The organism is Enterobacter cloacae complex sp. P6RS, from assembly GCF_014982245.1.
In the GTDB taxonomy this organism is placed as follows: domain Bacteria; phylum Pseudomonadota; class Gammaproteobacteria; order Enterobacterales; family Enterobacteriaceae; genus Enterobacter; species Enterobacter bugandensis.
The window spans coordinates 101,857-115,947 of the sequence record NZ_JADCLB010000004.1 but is presented as its reverse complement, the minus strand read 5'-3'; the positions used below and the strand labels follow the sequence as shown (position 1 = coordinate 115,947).

Here is a 14,091-nt window from a genome sequence, read left to right as displayed (position 1 = left end):
TTCCTTCTGCTGCTTATATATATCAAATCCGGCATAAGCTTAATCGAAAATCGCATTTTCATAATTAATGCGTAAACCGCTAAAGCTGAATATGATGCTTCAACATAAATAAAAGATGCAGTAATAAACACTTTATAAGGCAAGGAGTTAGTGAGATGCGCAAGCTTCTGTTATCGGCAGTGGTCGTTTCGCTCGCGTTAGGCCTGGCGGGCTGTGATGATGCGAAAAATAAAGAGACAAATTCGGCCGCGGCGGCAAAAAGCGACGCGCCAAAAGAGGGCGGTTCGCTCATTATCGGGATTACCTCCGGCGACCCGTTAGCCGTTAATCCGCTCTACGCCAGCGACCGCACAACATTAACCATCATGCAGGCGCTTTATGCCCCGCTGTACAGCTTTAATAACGGCAACATTGAGTGGGGCCTGGCGGAAAGCTTGACGCCTTCTGCCGACAACCTGAGCTATACCCTGACGCTAAAACCCAACCTAAAATGGCAAGACGGACAGCCGCTGACGGCGGATGACGTGGTCTTCACCTTCAATAAGCTGCTGGATGCCAAACAGCACAGCTTTTTCCGCAGCATGTTTACCTACGGCGGCAAGCCTGTTGAAGTGAGCAAGGTTGATGAGCGCACCGTTAAGTTCACCTTACCGCAGGTCAGCGCGGCCTTTACCGGCACCCTGGTGCAGATCTACCCGATCCCGCAGCACGTGTTCGCCGGTGAAGGCGACCTGGAAAAGAGCACCAAAAACGATGCGCCGGTCGGTTCCGGGCCGTTCAAATTTAAAGAGTATCGCGCCGGTCAGTATTACGCCCTTACGCGCTTCGACGATTACTGGAACGGCAAACCGAAGCTCGATTCCGTCACCTACCGTTTCGCCAAAGACAGCAACGCCGCCAACCTGGCGCTGCAAAACGGTGAAATCAACCTCAAGATGGTTGACCCGCAGGATGTGAACCGCCTGAAAAATACCGGGAAATTTGACTTCGTGGTCTATCCGGAAGGCCGTCTGGCCTATATGACGTTCAACCAGAACGTGGCGGTGATGAAGAGCAAAGCGCTGCGTCAGGCCATCGCGTACGCCATCAACAAAGACGAGCTAACCCAGACCGCGTTTACCTCGCTGGACTACGCTAAACCGGCAACCTCGTTCCTGACGCCAGATACGCTTTACAAGACGGATGACGTTGAACAGTACAAATTCGATCTGCAAAAAGCCAAAGACCTGCTGAAGACGTCCGGCGCGCCGGATAATCTCAAGCTACGCCTGGCGTATGTGAACACCAACAAAACCCAGGAGAGCATGGCGCTCTACATTCAGCAGGCGCTGAAGGGCATTGGGGTGAACGTGGAGCTGATGCCGCTGGACTCCAACGCCATGTCTCAGCGCAGTCTTGATATGAACAACACCGCGTGGGAACTGAACCTGGGCGGCTACATTATGGGAGCAGAGCCGGACGGTTACAAATCGCTATTCATGAGCAACGAAGCCTATAACTACGCGCACTACAAAAATCCGCAGTTTGATGCCCTGTGGGATAAAGGTGCCGTGGAAACCGACGCCGCGAAACGTGCCGATATCTACAAGCAAATTCAGCAGACCGTGGCGAACGAGATGACCTACTACCCGATCGCCTACACCAATGCGACCGTCGCCGTGGATAAACGCTTCGGCGGCACGAAGGAAGCGGAGCCGAAGCCGGTTTATCTGTTCCAGGATCTGTCAAAAATTTATCAAAAATAGGCTGTTGCCCCGGTCGTAAGATCGGGGCCTTTTAAGGGCACGTCGTGAACACACTCCTCACGCGTCGGCTGCTGCAGCTGCTGCCGATGCTTTTCTTTATTTCGCTGGTGGCGTTTTTGCTGGTCAAGCTCGCGCCCGGCGACCCCGTGGCCGCGTACATCACGCCGCGTATGGCGCCGGAAGATATTGAGCGAATTCGCCAGAGCCTGGGGCTGGATAAGCCGCTGGTCACGCAGTACGTCTTGTGGCTGAAAAGCGTCCTGCAGGGCGATCTCGGCTATTCGTTGATTTACCACCGCCCGGTGCTGGAGATGATCGGCGAACGCATTCCGGCCACGCTGGGGCTGATGGGGGCGTCGCTGCTGATGGCTATCGTGCTGGCGATCCCGCTGGGGCTGCTGGCGGGGGCATTTAAGCACCGCTGGCTGGATCACCTGTTGAACCTGTTTGCCTATATCGGCATCTCGGTACCGATTTTCTGGTTCGGCATTTTGCTCATCACCGTTTTTGCCGTGCAGCTTAACTGGTTCCCCAGCATGGGGATGCGCACCATCGGCATGGAGGATAACGGGCTGGATCTGCTGCGCCACGGCGTGCTGCCGTGTATTGCGCTCACGTTCTATAACCTCTCCAGCTACGTGCGCTACATCCGCTCTAACACCATCTCGCAGCTCTCCGCCGACTACGTGCAGACCCAGCTTGCCTACGGCGCCACGCGTTCCAGCATTCTGTTCCGCCACGTGCTGAAAAACGTGCTGCTGCCGGTGATTACCCTGTTCGGATTGTCGTTCGGTGAGCTGATTGTGGGGGCCTATGTGACGGAAAGCGTTTTCTCGTGGCCGGGGATGGGGCTGCTCGGGATCCAGTCGATCGCCTCGCTGGACTACCCGCTGATCATGGCGATCATCATGCTTTCGTCGATGATGCTGATCGTCGGCAACCTGATCGCCGATCTGCTTTATCGTTTCGCCGATCCCCGCATTCGTACGCTGAGGTAACCCGGATGAGCAGACGCTGGCAGCAGGTTCGTCACCAGCTGCGCCGCAACCGTCCGGCGCAGTTCTCCCTGTTTGTGCTTTTTATTTTCGTTGTCGCCGCGCTCTGTGCGGGGTTAAGTCCGTACGATCCGGATCGGATGGCGCTCGGCGCGCGCACGTTGCCGCCGGATGCCGCGCACTGGTTCGGCACCGACGAATACGGGCGCGACTACTTTACCCGCGCGCTGTACGGCGGCCAGATCTCCCTGATGGTCGGTTTTCTTGCCATGCTCTTTTCCACGCTTATCGGCACGGTGGTAGGAACGGTGAGCGGCTATTTTGGCGGCTGGCTGGATAACCTGATGATGCGCGCCGTGGATATCCTGATGGCCATTCCGGCCTTCTTCCTGCTGCTGGTGGTGAATGCTTACCTCAAGCCGGGCGTGGATAACATCATTCTGATTATCAGCCTGCTGACGTGGATGAACATGTCGCGTCTGGTGCGTGCTGAAACCCTATCGGTGAAAGAGCGCGAGTACGTGCTTTATGCCCGCGCGTCGGGAGCGCATCCGCTGCGTATTATCGTGCGCCACATCATTCCCGGCGTGCTGCCGACCATTATCGTGGCCGCCACGCTGAATATCGCCTCGGCCATTCTTATGGAGTCGACGCTCAGCTTCTTAGGGCTCGGCGTGCAGGCACCGGCGGCGTCGTGGGGAAGCATGCTCAACAACGCCCAGTCTTATATTGGCGAAGCGTCGTGGCTGGCGATGTTCCCCGGCATTCTGATCCTGCTGACGGTGTTCAGCTTTAACGTGCTGGGCGATGTGTTCCGTACCGCCTTTGAGCCGGGAGCAAATCGCGATGAGTAACTTATTAGCGCTTGAGAACCTGCAAACCACGTTCCGCACCCGCGAGGGCGAGGTTCAGGCGGTGCGTGGCGTGAGCTTTCAGGTTCAGCCGGGGGAACTCGTCGGTATCGTCGGCGAGTCGGGCTGCGGGAAAAGCGTCACCTGTAAGTCGATTATCCAGCTTCTGGGGAGCAACGGACGGATAACCGGCGGCAGCATTCGCTTCCAGAATGAGGACCTGGCGCAGAAAACGCCCGCGCAGATGCGTGCCATTCGCGGCAACGAGATCGCGATGATTTTTCAGGATCCGATGACCGCCCTGAACCCGGTGCTCACTATCGGCAAGCAGATGTCTGAGATCCTGGTGCGAAATAAAAAACTGTCGAAAAAAGCGGCCAAAGCGGCAGCAATAGCCATGCTGGATCAGGTGGGCATTGCTGAAGCGGAACGCCGATACGACCAGTATCCCCACGAGTTCAGCGGTGGAATGCGCCAGCGCGTGATGATCGCTATTGCGCTCTCCTGCCATCCGAAGCTTCTTATTGCCGATGAGCCGACCACCGCGCTGGACGTGACCATTCAGGCGCAGATCCTGCGCCTGCTGAAAAGTCTGCAACAGCAGACCCGGACCGCGATTTTGCTGATCACCCACGATCTCGGCGTGGTGGCGCAGGTCTGCAGCCGCGTGGTGGTGATGTACGGCGGGCTGGTGATGGAGGAGGGGAGCGTGGAGGACATTTTTTATCGCCCTGCGCATCCTTACACCCAGGGTCTGCTGGCCTCGCTGCCGCGCCCGGATGAGGTGAATCAACGTTTATCGCCCATTGAAGGTTCGCCGCCCGGCCTGCTTAACCCGCCGCCGGGCTGTCCATTTGCGGAACGCTGCCCGAAGCGCATGCCCCAGTGTGAACGGCAACCCGTATTTTACACCGCCGGAGAGGGCCATCGCGCCGCCTGCTGGCTATGGGCCGAGGAGATTCAGGCATGAGTGAACAACAGGCGCCATTAGTGAGCGTGCGCGATCTGCGCAAGCACTATCCGCTCAACGGCGGTTTGCTGCGTAAAGGCGTGGCCGTGAAGGCGGTTGATGGCGTGAGCTTTGATATCCAGCCTGGCGAGACGTTTGGCCTGGTGGGGGAGTCCGGCTGCGGAAAATCCACCCTCGGGCGCGCCATACTGCGCCTTTTCGATATCACCGCGGGCGAGATCCACTTTGCCGGACAGGCAATCGCCCACGCCCGAGAAAGAGAGCTCAAGCCGCTGCGTAAGCGGATGCAGGCAATTTTTCAGGATCCTTACTCCTCGCTCAACCCCGGTATGACGGTGCGACAGCTGGTGGCCGAACCGATGCAGATCCACGGCTACAGCCGCGAAGAACAGCGAGAACGTACGGAAACGCTGCTCTACAAAGTGGGGCTGAAGCACGAACACCTTGAACGGTTCCCGCATGAGTTCAGCGGCGGGCAGCGTCAGCGCATCAGTATTGCCCGCGCGTTGTCCGTGCATCCTGAATTTGTGCTGTGCGATGAGCCGCTCTCGGCGCTGGACGTATCGGTGCAGGCGCAGGTGGTGAATATTTTGCAGGACCTGCAGCAGGAGTTGGGTCTAACCTATCTGTTTATCGCCCACGATCTCTCCATGGTGCGCCATATCTCCAGCCGCATTGGGGTGATGTATCTCGGCAAACTGGTAGAGGTGGCCCCGGCTAATGAACTGTATCAGCGCCCGGCACACCCTTACACCCGCGCGCTGCTGGCGGCGGTTCCCCAGCCCGATCCGCGCATCCGCAATCTCGAAGACGCCACCCTGCGCGGCGACATTCCAGGCCCCACGTCCGCGCTGCCGGGCTGTAAGTTCTGCAGCCGCTGCCCGCACGCCATGCCGGTTTGCCAGACGCAGGAGCCTGCGATGCAGGAGATTGCGCCAGGGCATTTCGCGGCATGCTGGCTGTTTTAAATGTTATTCACGCGTCGCGCAGGTGTATGATAAACGCTCCTCTGTCAGGTTAATTACAACGTGCAGACGACGACAACCCATAAAAAATTGCCGCCTGCCTGTTTTAGGTTGGATACATGCGTAAAGGAAAGTTAAGCAGTGATGCGCCATTCGGGACGTTGTTAGGCTATGCGCCGGGTGGCGTGGCGATTTACTCATCGAATTACGGCAGTCTGGATCCGCGAAAATACCCGGAAGACGCGGATTTCCGCAGCTATATCGGCAACGAATACATGGGCCACAAGTGGCAGTGCGTTGAGTTCGCCCGCCGTTTCCTGTTCCTCAACTATGGCTTCGTGTTTACCGATGTCGGCATGGCGTGGGAGATCTTCTCCCTGCGCTTTTTGCGCCAGGTGGTGAACGATAACATTCTGCCCCTTCAGGCTTTTGCCAACGGCTCGAAGCGCGCGCCGCGCGCCGGGGCGCTGCTGATCTGGCAAAAAGGCGGCGAGTTTCATGAGACCGGCCACGTTGCGGTGATCACCCAGCTTCTGGACGATAAGGTGCGAATTGCGGAGCAGAACGTTATTCACTCCCCGCTGCCGCTCGGACAGCAGTGGACGCGCGAGCTGCGCATGACCGTGGAGAATGGCTGCTATACCCTTCATGACACCTTCAGCGATACCGAAATTCTCGGCTGGATGATCCAGACGGACGACACGGAGCACAGCATTACCCAGCCTGAACCGGACGGTGAACTGCTGAAAATCCGCGGCGCGCGGCTGAAAAACAAACGTCAGTTCGACGGAAAATGGCTAAACGAAAATGACGCGCTGCAGCAGGCGTATGTCCGCGCCAACGGCCACGTGATCAACAAGGATCCCTGCCAGTACTTCACCATTACCGAAAGCGCCGAGCAGGAGCTGATCAAGGCCACCAACGAACTGCACCTGATGTACCTGCACGCCACCGACAAAGTGCTGAAAGACGACAGCCTGCTGGCGCTGTTCGACATCCCGAAAATCCTCTGGCCGCGCCTGCGCCTCTCCTGGCAGTGGCGTCGCCACCATATGATCACCGGTCGTATGGATTTCTGCATGGATGAGCGCGGGATTAAGGTCTACGAGTACAACGCCGACTCCGCCTCCTGCCATACCGAGGGCGGGCTTATCCTTGAGGAGTGGGTGAAAAACGGCTATCGCGGCAACGGGCACAACCCGGCGGAAGGGCTGCTGGAAGAGCTGACCGGCGCATGGAAGCACAGCCACGCCCGGCCGTTCGTCCACATCATGCAGGACAACGATGTCGAAGAGGACTATCACGCGCTCTTTATTCAGCGCTCGCTGATGCAGGCCGGGTTCGAGACCAAAATCCTGCACGGGCTGGAGGCGCTGAGCTGGGATGGCGCCGGACAGCTGATTGACGACGAAGGTCGCCACGTCAACTGCGTGTGGAAAACCTGGGCGTGGGAGACGGCGATAGAGCAGATCCGCGAGGTAAGCGAAACCGAATATGCCGCCGTGCCGATCCGCACCGGACATCCTGAAGGCGAAGTGCGCCTGATTGACGTCCTGCTGCGTCCGGAGGTGCTGGTCTTTGAACCGCTGTGGACCGTTATTCCCGGCAACAAGGCGATTCTTCCGGTCCTGTGGCAGCTGTTCCCGAACCACCGTTACCTGCTGGATACCGATTTTGAGGTGAACGACCTGCTGAAGCAGACCGGATACGCCGTCAAGCCGATTGCCGGACGCTGCGGCAGCAATATCGATCTCATCAGCGCCCAGGACGAGCTGCTGGATAAATCCAGCGGCAAGTTTGTTGACCGCAAAAATATCTACCAGCAGCTGTGGTGCCTGCCAAACGTGGACGGCAAGTACATTCAGGTCTGTACCTTTACCGTGGGCGGAAACTACGGCGGGACCTGCCTGCGCGGTGATGACTCGCTGGTGGTGAAAAAAGAGAGCGATATCGAGCCGCTGATTGTACTGAAGGATAAGTAACGAGCATCTGCGCTAAAAAAGCCCCCGCAGGGTATTCTCTGTGGGGGCTTTTTGTTACTGCGCTTCCTCGTCCTGCTGCGCGCTGGTTTTCAATTCAATGATGCGTCCAATCTGGTCATGATAAACCGTCAGCAGGTTGTGCTGGCTCATCTCCGAGATGAGCTGCGGTGAGACGTTAAAGCTGCGGGCAAGTTCGTCATGATGCAACAAGCCAGGCTGACGTCGTCTTACGTTCGCGCGGCGGCGGTTGTACTGATACCACAAAATCAGCAGCCAGCCGTTGAGCGCGGCGAACAGCAAATAGATCAACACCGTATTAAAGGAGGCAATAATCACGCTCCACCGGTGGTCGCTCTCCTCGGTTAACTGCATCCACAGCCTGGCATACAGGAAGAACAGAAACCCGCCCCACGCCACCACGGTTAACGCGGCATCAAAAAGTCGTGGCAGCAACCGATGTTCAGTCAAAATTAAGGTATTTTCGTTCATTGAAGGCTTCCTTTTCCCCGGTCCGGACTGATCCAGCGCGCGCGGGCGCGCTGACGTTTAAGCATGACTTTTGGAAATGCGACGAGGGTGGTGAACAGACCAATCATCCAGTAGACCATCGGGAACCAAATCACCCAGAAAAGCGAGCTGGCCACCTTGCGCTCATAGCGCCGCTCGATGTACAAGCTGACCAGGAACTGCAGCAGGCACATCACGCCCAGCAGCAGCCCGGTAAACGCCGGGGGAAACAGGGTTTCAACGGTCAGCCTGGCGGGAATGGGCGCGACGTGGCTGATGATGTACAGCAGCACCGTTATCGCATACGCGAAGGCCCACAGCGTTGACAGCGCGTACTCCAGAAACAGGGGCCACATGCGGTGATGCTCCCAGCGCACCATCTTGCGCAGGTTGACCAGAAATACCTCCGCGCCGCCCTGTGCCCAGCGCAGGCGCTGCTTCCACAGGCCCTTCAGCGTCTCCGGCATCAGGATCCAGCACAGCGCCCGCGGCTCGAAAAAGATATCCCAGTGGCGCAGCTGGAGCTTCCAGCTGATGTCGATGTCTTCGGTGATCATGTCCGGGCTCCAGTACCCGACGTCCGCCAGCGCCTGTCGGCGAAAGGCGGCGATGACGCCGGAGACGGTAAAGACCCGGCCATAGATCCGCTGCGTCCGCTTGATGAGCCCAATGATGGACGAAAACTCGCCAACCTGAATGCGGCCAATCAGCGTGGAGCGCGTGCGAATGCGCGGGTTCCCGGTAACCGCTCCGACATGGGGATACTGAATCAGCGGCGCGACCAGATAGGCCGCGGTGTCGCGGTCGAGCAGAGCGTCGCCGTCAATGCAGACCAGCAGATCGCCCCGGGCCGCCGCCGCCCCGGCTTTGAGCGCCACGGCTTTTCCCTGGTTCTCCGCGAGGTTAATCACCCGCAGGCGCGGCTGCTCCAGCGCCAGCTGCTGCAGCACCTGCGCGGTGTTATCAGACGAGCCGTCGTTGATGGCGATCACTTCAATATTCTCGTATCGCTGAGCCAGCGCGGCGCTGATGGTCTCTCTGGCGTTTCTTTCCTCATTGAAGCAGGGGATCAGAATTGAGATGAGCGGCTCGCCGGCGAGCGTCGGGGCGGGCGTGTCTTTATCCCACGACCAGCGGCGTTCAAGCTGAAACCAGAAATAGAGGCCGCCGGTGACCCAGAGCACGGACATAAACAGCGGCCAGAAGAAGACAAAATCCAGAATCAGCTCGCCGGTAAAGAGGGCGGCCACCCCTAACGGCAGCCCGAATACCAGACACAAAATTGAAAAGGCGATTATGCGATCAGTCATTGTCAGGGTACCAGTAGGAAGAAAAGACGGGCCTGATGCGCGAGATATCAGGCTGGTTATTGATGAAATCGTCAGGGTAGTAGCCGTAGTTTTTGATGCCGTTCAGCTGGAGGACGCGCATCCACGCCGCAAGCTGACTGTCGGAGACGGCGCGCTGCGGCTTCTGCTCCCAGTCTCTGGCCTGCAGCTCGAAAATGGTTTTATCCAGCGCGCCGGGCCGCGCGGCGACGGCCTTGATCAAACGCGTCAGCCAGGCATTGCTCTCGTTCGCCGGAACGGACTCCATCAGCGGCATTGCCATGGGCACCGTCCAGTCATAGGCCGCCAGAAAATCATCGAGATTCTGCGCAAACCACGCTTCGCTTTCGGGCTGCAGAATGGGAAGGACGAACATATTGCGCGCGGTTTTTGTCTGCGGGCCGCGGATGTGCTTCACCGCCTGGCTCAGAGCGCGGGTAAATCCGATAAGCCTCCGGCTTTTCTGGCGCGTCGTGTCCTGCCCGGCAGCGTCAACGTCCGTCAGTACCGCATCGTCATGGAACAGGATCCCGTTGAAGCTGGCATGGCGGGCCAGATCTTCATAGATTTCCGTCACCTGCAGGCGAACCTGCGGGTCCCACGGTGAAAGCCTGATGTAGGGCTCATTGGCCTCGCGCAGCTGGCCGGTTCGATTGTCCCGGCGCTGCACGCGCGGCAGGGCAGGATCGAGATCGAACGAGAGCACCGGCATCCACGCATAGACCTTCACCCCCGCGCGGGTTTGCAGCTGCCAGGATACGAAGTTAAAGAGATCGGCCCGGACCGGAAGCCGGCGGTTGGGGAAATAGAGCGCCCTGATCCTGCCATCGCCCTGCGGGTCGGCAAACGCCTGCAGGAAGACGTGGCTGATTTTCATGTCGTAGACCCGCTGGATCAGCCTGTTGATGTTTTGGGTCTGCTGAGCCGGATCGGGATCGTAGACGTAGTCGAGATCGACGTGCATCACGCGCACGGGATCGTGCTCCTGAACCCGGCTGACCGAACTGGCAAACGCTTTGAGCGAGGGGTTGCCGGCGATCAGCAAACGGGGAATGCTACCGAGATTGCGCACGTCACCCAGCCCGTCCTCCAGGGTAAAGGCCAGCCGGTAGCCCTGCTGCCTGGCGATGGCGAGCGACGTACCGCTGGCGGCGCCGTAAGGCCAGACCCAGGCGCGCGGCGCTTTGCCCGTCACCTGCGCGATTTTCTCCGTCACCTTGCGGACGTCATCGCCGATCCGCTGGCTGAACTGCTGGTCAGTTTCATAGCGCCCCGTCGCTTTATCATAAAAGCGGTTGGCGATGGCCGGTTCCCGGCTGCCCTGCGGGTTGGCGACGATGCCGTAATGCGAGGCCCAGGTATGCGATCCGATCTCAACCAGCGGAGACTGGCTGAGCTCGCGCACCATGTCCCAGGTCGCGAAGCGATCCCGGGGCGTCATCAGGCCGCCAAAGTTCACCTTCTGGTTTGCTGGCGTATCCACCCAGCTGCCCACCGGTGCCCAGAGCGCAGGCACGTTCCAGGCCTTAAGCAGCGGCCAGACGCGGGTGTAGAAGCTGCTGTAGCCGTCGTCAAAGCTGAGCAGAACGGCTTTCGGCGGCAGCGATTTTTTGCCGTCATGCGCGTCCAGAATGTCCTGCACGCTGATGGCGTGATAGCCGTTGTGCAGAAGCCAGCTAATCTGCTCGTTTAGCGCGCTGGTGCGCACGGAGAGGTAGCGCTGATCGGCGGCATCGTCTTCGACGTCGTGGTAGGCCAGCACCAGAAACTGGTTCTGCGGCCAGGGTTTGCTCGCCTTCGGCTGCGGCCGCTCGCTGGGCGCAACGAACGAGATCGCCTGCGCCCAGACGCTCGCGCTGAGGCAGAGCCAGCCGATGAGGATCAGGCTCACGGAAAAACGTGTGTTCAGCATATTCATCCTTAAAAGCGTAAAGTCGCGTCAAGCGTGACGGAGAGGTTGCTCTCGCGTTTGCCGTCGTAAGGGCGTTTATCCCAGTTCAGCATCACGCCGGTATCAATGACGTTATTCCACTGGACGCGTTGCCCGTAGCCCAGCAGGGCGATGGCGCCAACGGACTGGTTTTTCTGCCAGTAGCTGCCGCCTCCCGCCACCAGCTGCTGGCTCCAGAGGGTGTCGTAATGGCGGTACATCTCATGGTCCACGGACAGGGCGGCCGTCACGGACAGATCCCGCGCCGGGTTGTAATAGAGCGTGTCCCGCGGGCTGTTTTTACTGGCGGCGATCCCCGGTTCAAGATCCAGCGTCAGGGTCGGGGTCTGCCAGAGACGCTCCTTACCCGTAAGGGTGTATTCCTGTCGGCGATTATGGTCTGAGAATCGGCTGACGGCGGCGCTGAACTGGTACTCACGGCGCTCGTTTTGATACCAGCGGATCCCGCCTTCACCCCGGTTGGCGCTGATTCCGTTGCGTAATGCCCGTAGCGGCGCGGTGCGGGATAAGCGTTCAAGGCTGCCGCTGACCTGCCAGTTATCATTGAGAAAGTACGTGGTTGAGAGGCGAGCACCCGGCTTGTTTTCACCGTGATAGCGGTTGCTGGATACCTCGGCTTCGAGCTGAAGGTCGCGAGGACGCCACTCGACGCCGCCCAGGAGGTGACGGCTGGTGCCTTTGCCTTCATCGAAATTACCTTGCGCATAGCGGGTACCCGCAAACAGCCGCCAGCTATCCGCTACCGGTGGACCATAGAGCGTGGCATCCCCGTTCAGGTCGTGCGTCCCGCTGATGGGGTTATCGGAGTGCAAGCCCTTGCTCGCGTTAAGGCGCAGCTCGGACATGTGATGCACCGTTCTGAGCCTGTCCAGACGCCTGGCGCTGCGAGCAACGGGCGCGCGGGCAAGCACGTCGTCGGCCAGTAAATCCATCTGGCGCCACTCCTGCAGATCCATGGCGACGTAAGCCTGCTGCTGTTCCAGCTCCAGATTAGATGGCTCCAGCGCCTCCGCCCTTTTTAACGTTTGCTCGGCCGCGCGCGGCTGGCCCCGCGCCTGAAGCAGGGTGGCATAGTCAATCTGCAGCCCCTGATTGCCCGGCGCCGTTGTGGCCAGACGGTGCGCCAGCTTATCCGCATCCGGCAGGGCGTTGGTTGAGAGCAAATAGTTAAATTTGAGCGACTGCCCGGTAAGCCACCGATCGTTGGGCTGCGGAGTGGGCGAGCCGAAATCGTAGCGGGTCCACGGAACGCTGCGGGTCTGGCGCTCTACGTACTGGCGAGCGGCCTGATACTGCCCCATGTCCAGCCAGGCGTAGAAAAGCGCATGCTCCTCGTCCTGCGGATCGGCGGCGTATTGCGGATAGCGTTGCAGCAGCGAGAAGGCGGCAGTGGCGTTTTTCTCCTGCAGATACGCGGAGATCGCCCAGCCGATGGCCCAGCCCGGCACCGGATGCTGCGCCTCCGTCAGCGCCTGATATTCACGGATGACCTGCGGGTAATCGCCATGCGCGTACAGCGCACCCAGCCTGTCGATACGGGCGAGGACGATGTCTTCCGCTGCCTGCGGTTCGTGTTGCCAGCGTGAGAGCAGGGCGTCGTAACGATTCAGTGCCGTTTGCGCCAGCTGCAGGCGCTCCTTTTCCGTTCTGCCAGGCACGTCGGCAAGGCGAACCCATTCTGCGGCGGCATTAAGCTCCAGACGGCGGCGCTGCGCGGGGGTCAGCGTTACCCTTTGTGACAGCATCAGCGCGGGAGTGCTCACCCGGTTATCCGTTAGCGCGTCAATCAGCTCGCTAAGGAGCGCGTTATTCTCCGGCGCGAGGGTCAGCGCGCGCGTGTCCGCTAAAAGCCGATCCCAGCTTTTTCCCTGGCGTAACCAGACGTACGAAAGCGTCTGAAGATGCGCCGGAGAGGGATCCTCTTTCACCAGCTGGCGGGCTTCCTGTAGAGCGAGCGTATCCATGCGGGCATCGGCCAGAGTTTTGATATGGCCGATACGATAATCGTCATTATATGGCGCAAGGCTACGCGCCTCTTTCCAGAGCGATAAGGCAGGCTGCCACGCTTTTTGATCTCTTCTGGACTGTGCGACAGCCGCAACGCCGCGAGCGGGCAGCGGCATATAAATGCCATAGCGCTGCCAGAGCTGAATCACCTCGTCATTACGACCTGCCCACGCAGCCACCTGTAACCAGTCCGCCACTTGCTCGGGCGTCAGGGCATGCTGTTGCTGATACCGCTGAAGATAATTGAGAAACGGCGTGTAATTACCGTTACGTGCCTGTTGAATCTGTTGCTCATAAACGGATTCCGTTGCCTGAACGAGAACAGGAAACAGAAATAGCAGAAACAATAATCCTGGGGCGCGATAAAAGAATAACGTATTGAAGCGAAGCGATCTTTCCATATCTATTTGCCATTTGTTTATCATGAATCCATTGCATAACACGGCCGCCTTTTAACTCTGCGTTAAAGGCCATAAATGAGAACATTAAATCTGAATGCAGTAACGTTATGGGGTACTTACTTTAAGGTAATTATGGAACCTCCTCTTTGGGAACTGGGTGGAAGGTAATGTACACCTGATATGTTGCCGGATAAATATGGTGAAAAGCAGAGGGGTAGTTTTGGGATAATTCTGGAATGAGATGTCTTTTGTGATTATTTTGAATTGAATATGTATTTGTAACTATTTGATATTAATGTGTTTTATTTATGTCTTTTTGAGTTTGCTTATATTCCTGGCGAGGTTTTATTGTAGCAATTAAAGTACTTTCTGGTGCATGTTTGGGAAGT

10 protein-coding genes are annotated in these 14,091 nt (G+C 58.3%); 6 read left to right on the top strand and 4 right to left on the bottom strand.

Annotated elements, in window-relative coordinates:
* The first annotated feature begins 155 nt into the window (after nt 1–155).
* The 6 genes from INF73_RS02835 to gss all read left to right on the top strand — a co-directional run bounded on the left by INF73_RS02835 (nt 156) and on the right by gss (nt 7,508).
* Complete coding sequence (locus INF73_RS02835; protein ID WP_045260792.1) at nt 156–1,745, top strand: ABC transporter substrate-binding protein; 1,590 nt, start codon at nt 156–158, stop codon at nt 1,743–1,745.
* Nucleotides 1,746–1,789: 44 nt separating this feature from the next.
* Nucleotides 1,790–2,743: an ABC transporter permease gene (locus INF73_RS02830; RefSeq protein ID WP_082071011.1), complete on the top strand. Its 954-nt coding sequence runs from the start codon at nt 1,790–1,792 to the stop codon at nt 2,741–2,743.
* A gap of 5 nt (nt 2,744–2,748) precedes the next feature.
* Entirely contained in the window at nt 2,749–3,594 is an 846-nt protein-coding gene (locus tag INF73_RS02825; protein ID WP_028014404.1) for an ABC transporter permease, read from the top strand.
* Entirely contained in the window at nt 3,587–4,561 is a 975-nt protein-coding gene (locus INF73_RS02820; RefSeq protein ID WP_193540930.1) for an ABC transporter ATP-binding protein, read from the top strand. Before INF73_RS02825 ends, INF73_RS02820 begins: the two co-directional genes overlap by 8 nt.
* On the top strand, nt 4,558–5,529 hold the full coding sequence (locus tag INF73_RS02815) for an ABC transporter ATP-binding protein (RefSeq protein ID WP_045260789.1): 972 nt from the start codon (nt 4,558–4,560) through the stop codon (nt 5,527–5,529). The genes INF73_RS02820 and INF73_RS02815 overlap by 4 nt, the downstream gene beginning before the upstream one ends.
* Before the next feature lie 116 nt (nt 5,530–5,645).
* Nucleotides 5,646–7,508, top strand: coding sequence for a bifunctional glutathionylspermidine amidase/synthase (gene gss, locus INF73_RS02810; RefSeq protein WP_193540928.1), 1,863 nt, complete (start codon nt 5,646–5,648; stop codon nt 7,506–7,508).
* A 54-nt stretch (nt 7,509–7,562) separates the two neighbouring features.
* Here gss and pgaD read toward each other — a convergent pair whose 3' ends face one another.
* The 4 genes from pgaD to pgaA are packed head-to-tail and all read right to left on the bottom strand — an operon-like array spanning nt 7,563 to nt 13,702.
* Nucleotides 7,563–7,997, bottom strand: a complete 435-nt coding sequence (gene pgaD, locus INF73_RS02805; RefSeq protein ID WP_045260787.1) for a poly-beta-1,6-N-acetyl-D-glucosamine biosynthesis protein PgaD — start codon at nt 7,995–7,997, stop codon at nt 7,563–7,565.
* A complete protein-coding gene (gene pgaC / locus INF73_RS02800; protein WP_028014399.1) occupies nt 7,994–9,325 on the bottom strand; it encodes a poly-beta-1,6-N-acetyl-D-glucosamine synthase in 1,332 nt (443 codons plus the stop codon). The genes pgaD and pgaC overlap by 4 nt, the downstream gene beginning before the upstream one ends.
* Nucleotides 9,318–11,255 (bottom strand): poly-beta-1,6-N-acetyl-D-glucosamine N-deacetylase PgaB, encoded by a 1,938-nt coding sequence (pgaB, locus tag INF73_RS02795; RefSeq protein ID WP_193540926.1) that lies wholly within the window; start codon nt 11,253–11,255, stop codon nt 9,318–9,320. Before pgaB ends, pgaC begins: the two co-directional genes overlap by 8 nt.
* 8 nt (nt 11,256–11,263) lie before the next feature.
* Nucleotides 11,264–13,702, bottom strand: coding sequence for a poly-beta-1,6 N-acetyl-D-glucosamine export porin PgaA (pgaA, locus tag INF73_RS02790; RefSeq protein WP_193540924.1), 2,439 nt, complete (start codon nt 13,700–13,702; stop codon nt 11,264–11,266).
* Between the last annotated feature and the right edge of the window lie 389 nt (nt 13,703–14,091).

What these genes read in the sequence shown, in the direction of transcription:
- INF73_RS02835 (WP_045260792.1), top strand. Translation starts at nt 156, where the DNA reads ATGCGCAAGCTTCTGTTATCGGCAGTGGTCGTTTCGCTCGCGTTAGGC.
- INF73_RS02825 (WP_028014404.1), top strand. Translation starts at nt 2,749, where the DNA reads ATGAGCAGACGCTGGCAGCAGGTTCGTCACCAGCTGCGCCGCAACCGT.
- INF73_RS02820 (WP_193540930.1), top strand. Translation starts at nt 3,587, where the DNA reads ATGAGTAACTTATTAGCGCTTGAGAACCTGCAAACCACGTTCCGCACC.
- INF73_RS02815 (WP_045260789.1), top strand. Translation starts at nt 4,558, where the DNA reads ATGAGTGAACAACAGGCGCCATTAGTGAGCGTGCGCGATCTGCGCAAG.
- gss (WP_193540928.1), top strand. Translation starts at nt 5,646, where the DNA reads ATGCGTAAAGGAAAGTTAAGCAGTGATGCGCCATTCGGGACGTTGTTA.
- pgaD (WP_045260787.1), bottom strand. Translation starts at nt 7,997, where the DNA reads ATGAACGAAAATACCTTAATTTTGACTGAACATCGGTTGCTGCCACGA.
- pgaC (WP_028014399.1), bottom strand. Translation starts at nt 9,325, where the DNA reads ATGACTGATCGCATAATCGCCTTTTCAATTTTGTGTCTGGTATTCGGG.
- pgaB (WP_193540926.1), bottom strand. Translation starts at nt 11,255, where the DNA reads ATGCTGAACACACGTTTTTCCGTGAGCCTGATCCTCATCGGCTGGCTC.
- pgaA (WP_193540924.1), bottom strand. Translation starts at nt 13,702, where the DNA reads ATGGAAAGATCGCTTCGCTTCAATACGTTATTCTTTTATCGCGCCCCA.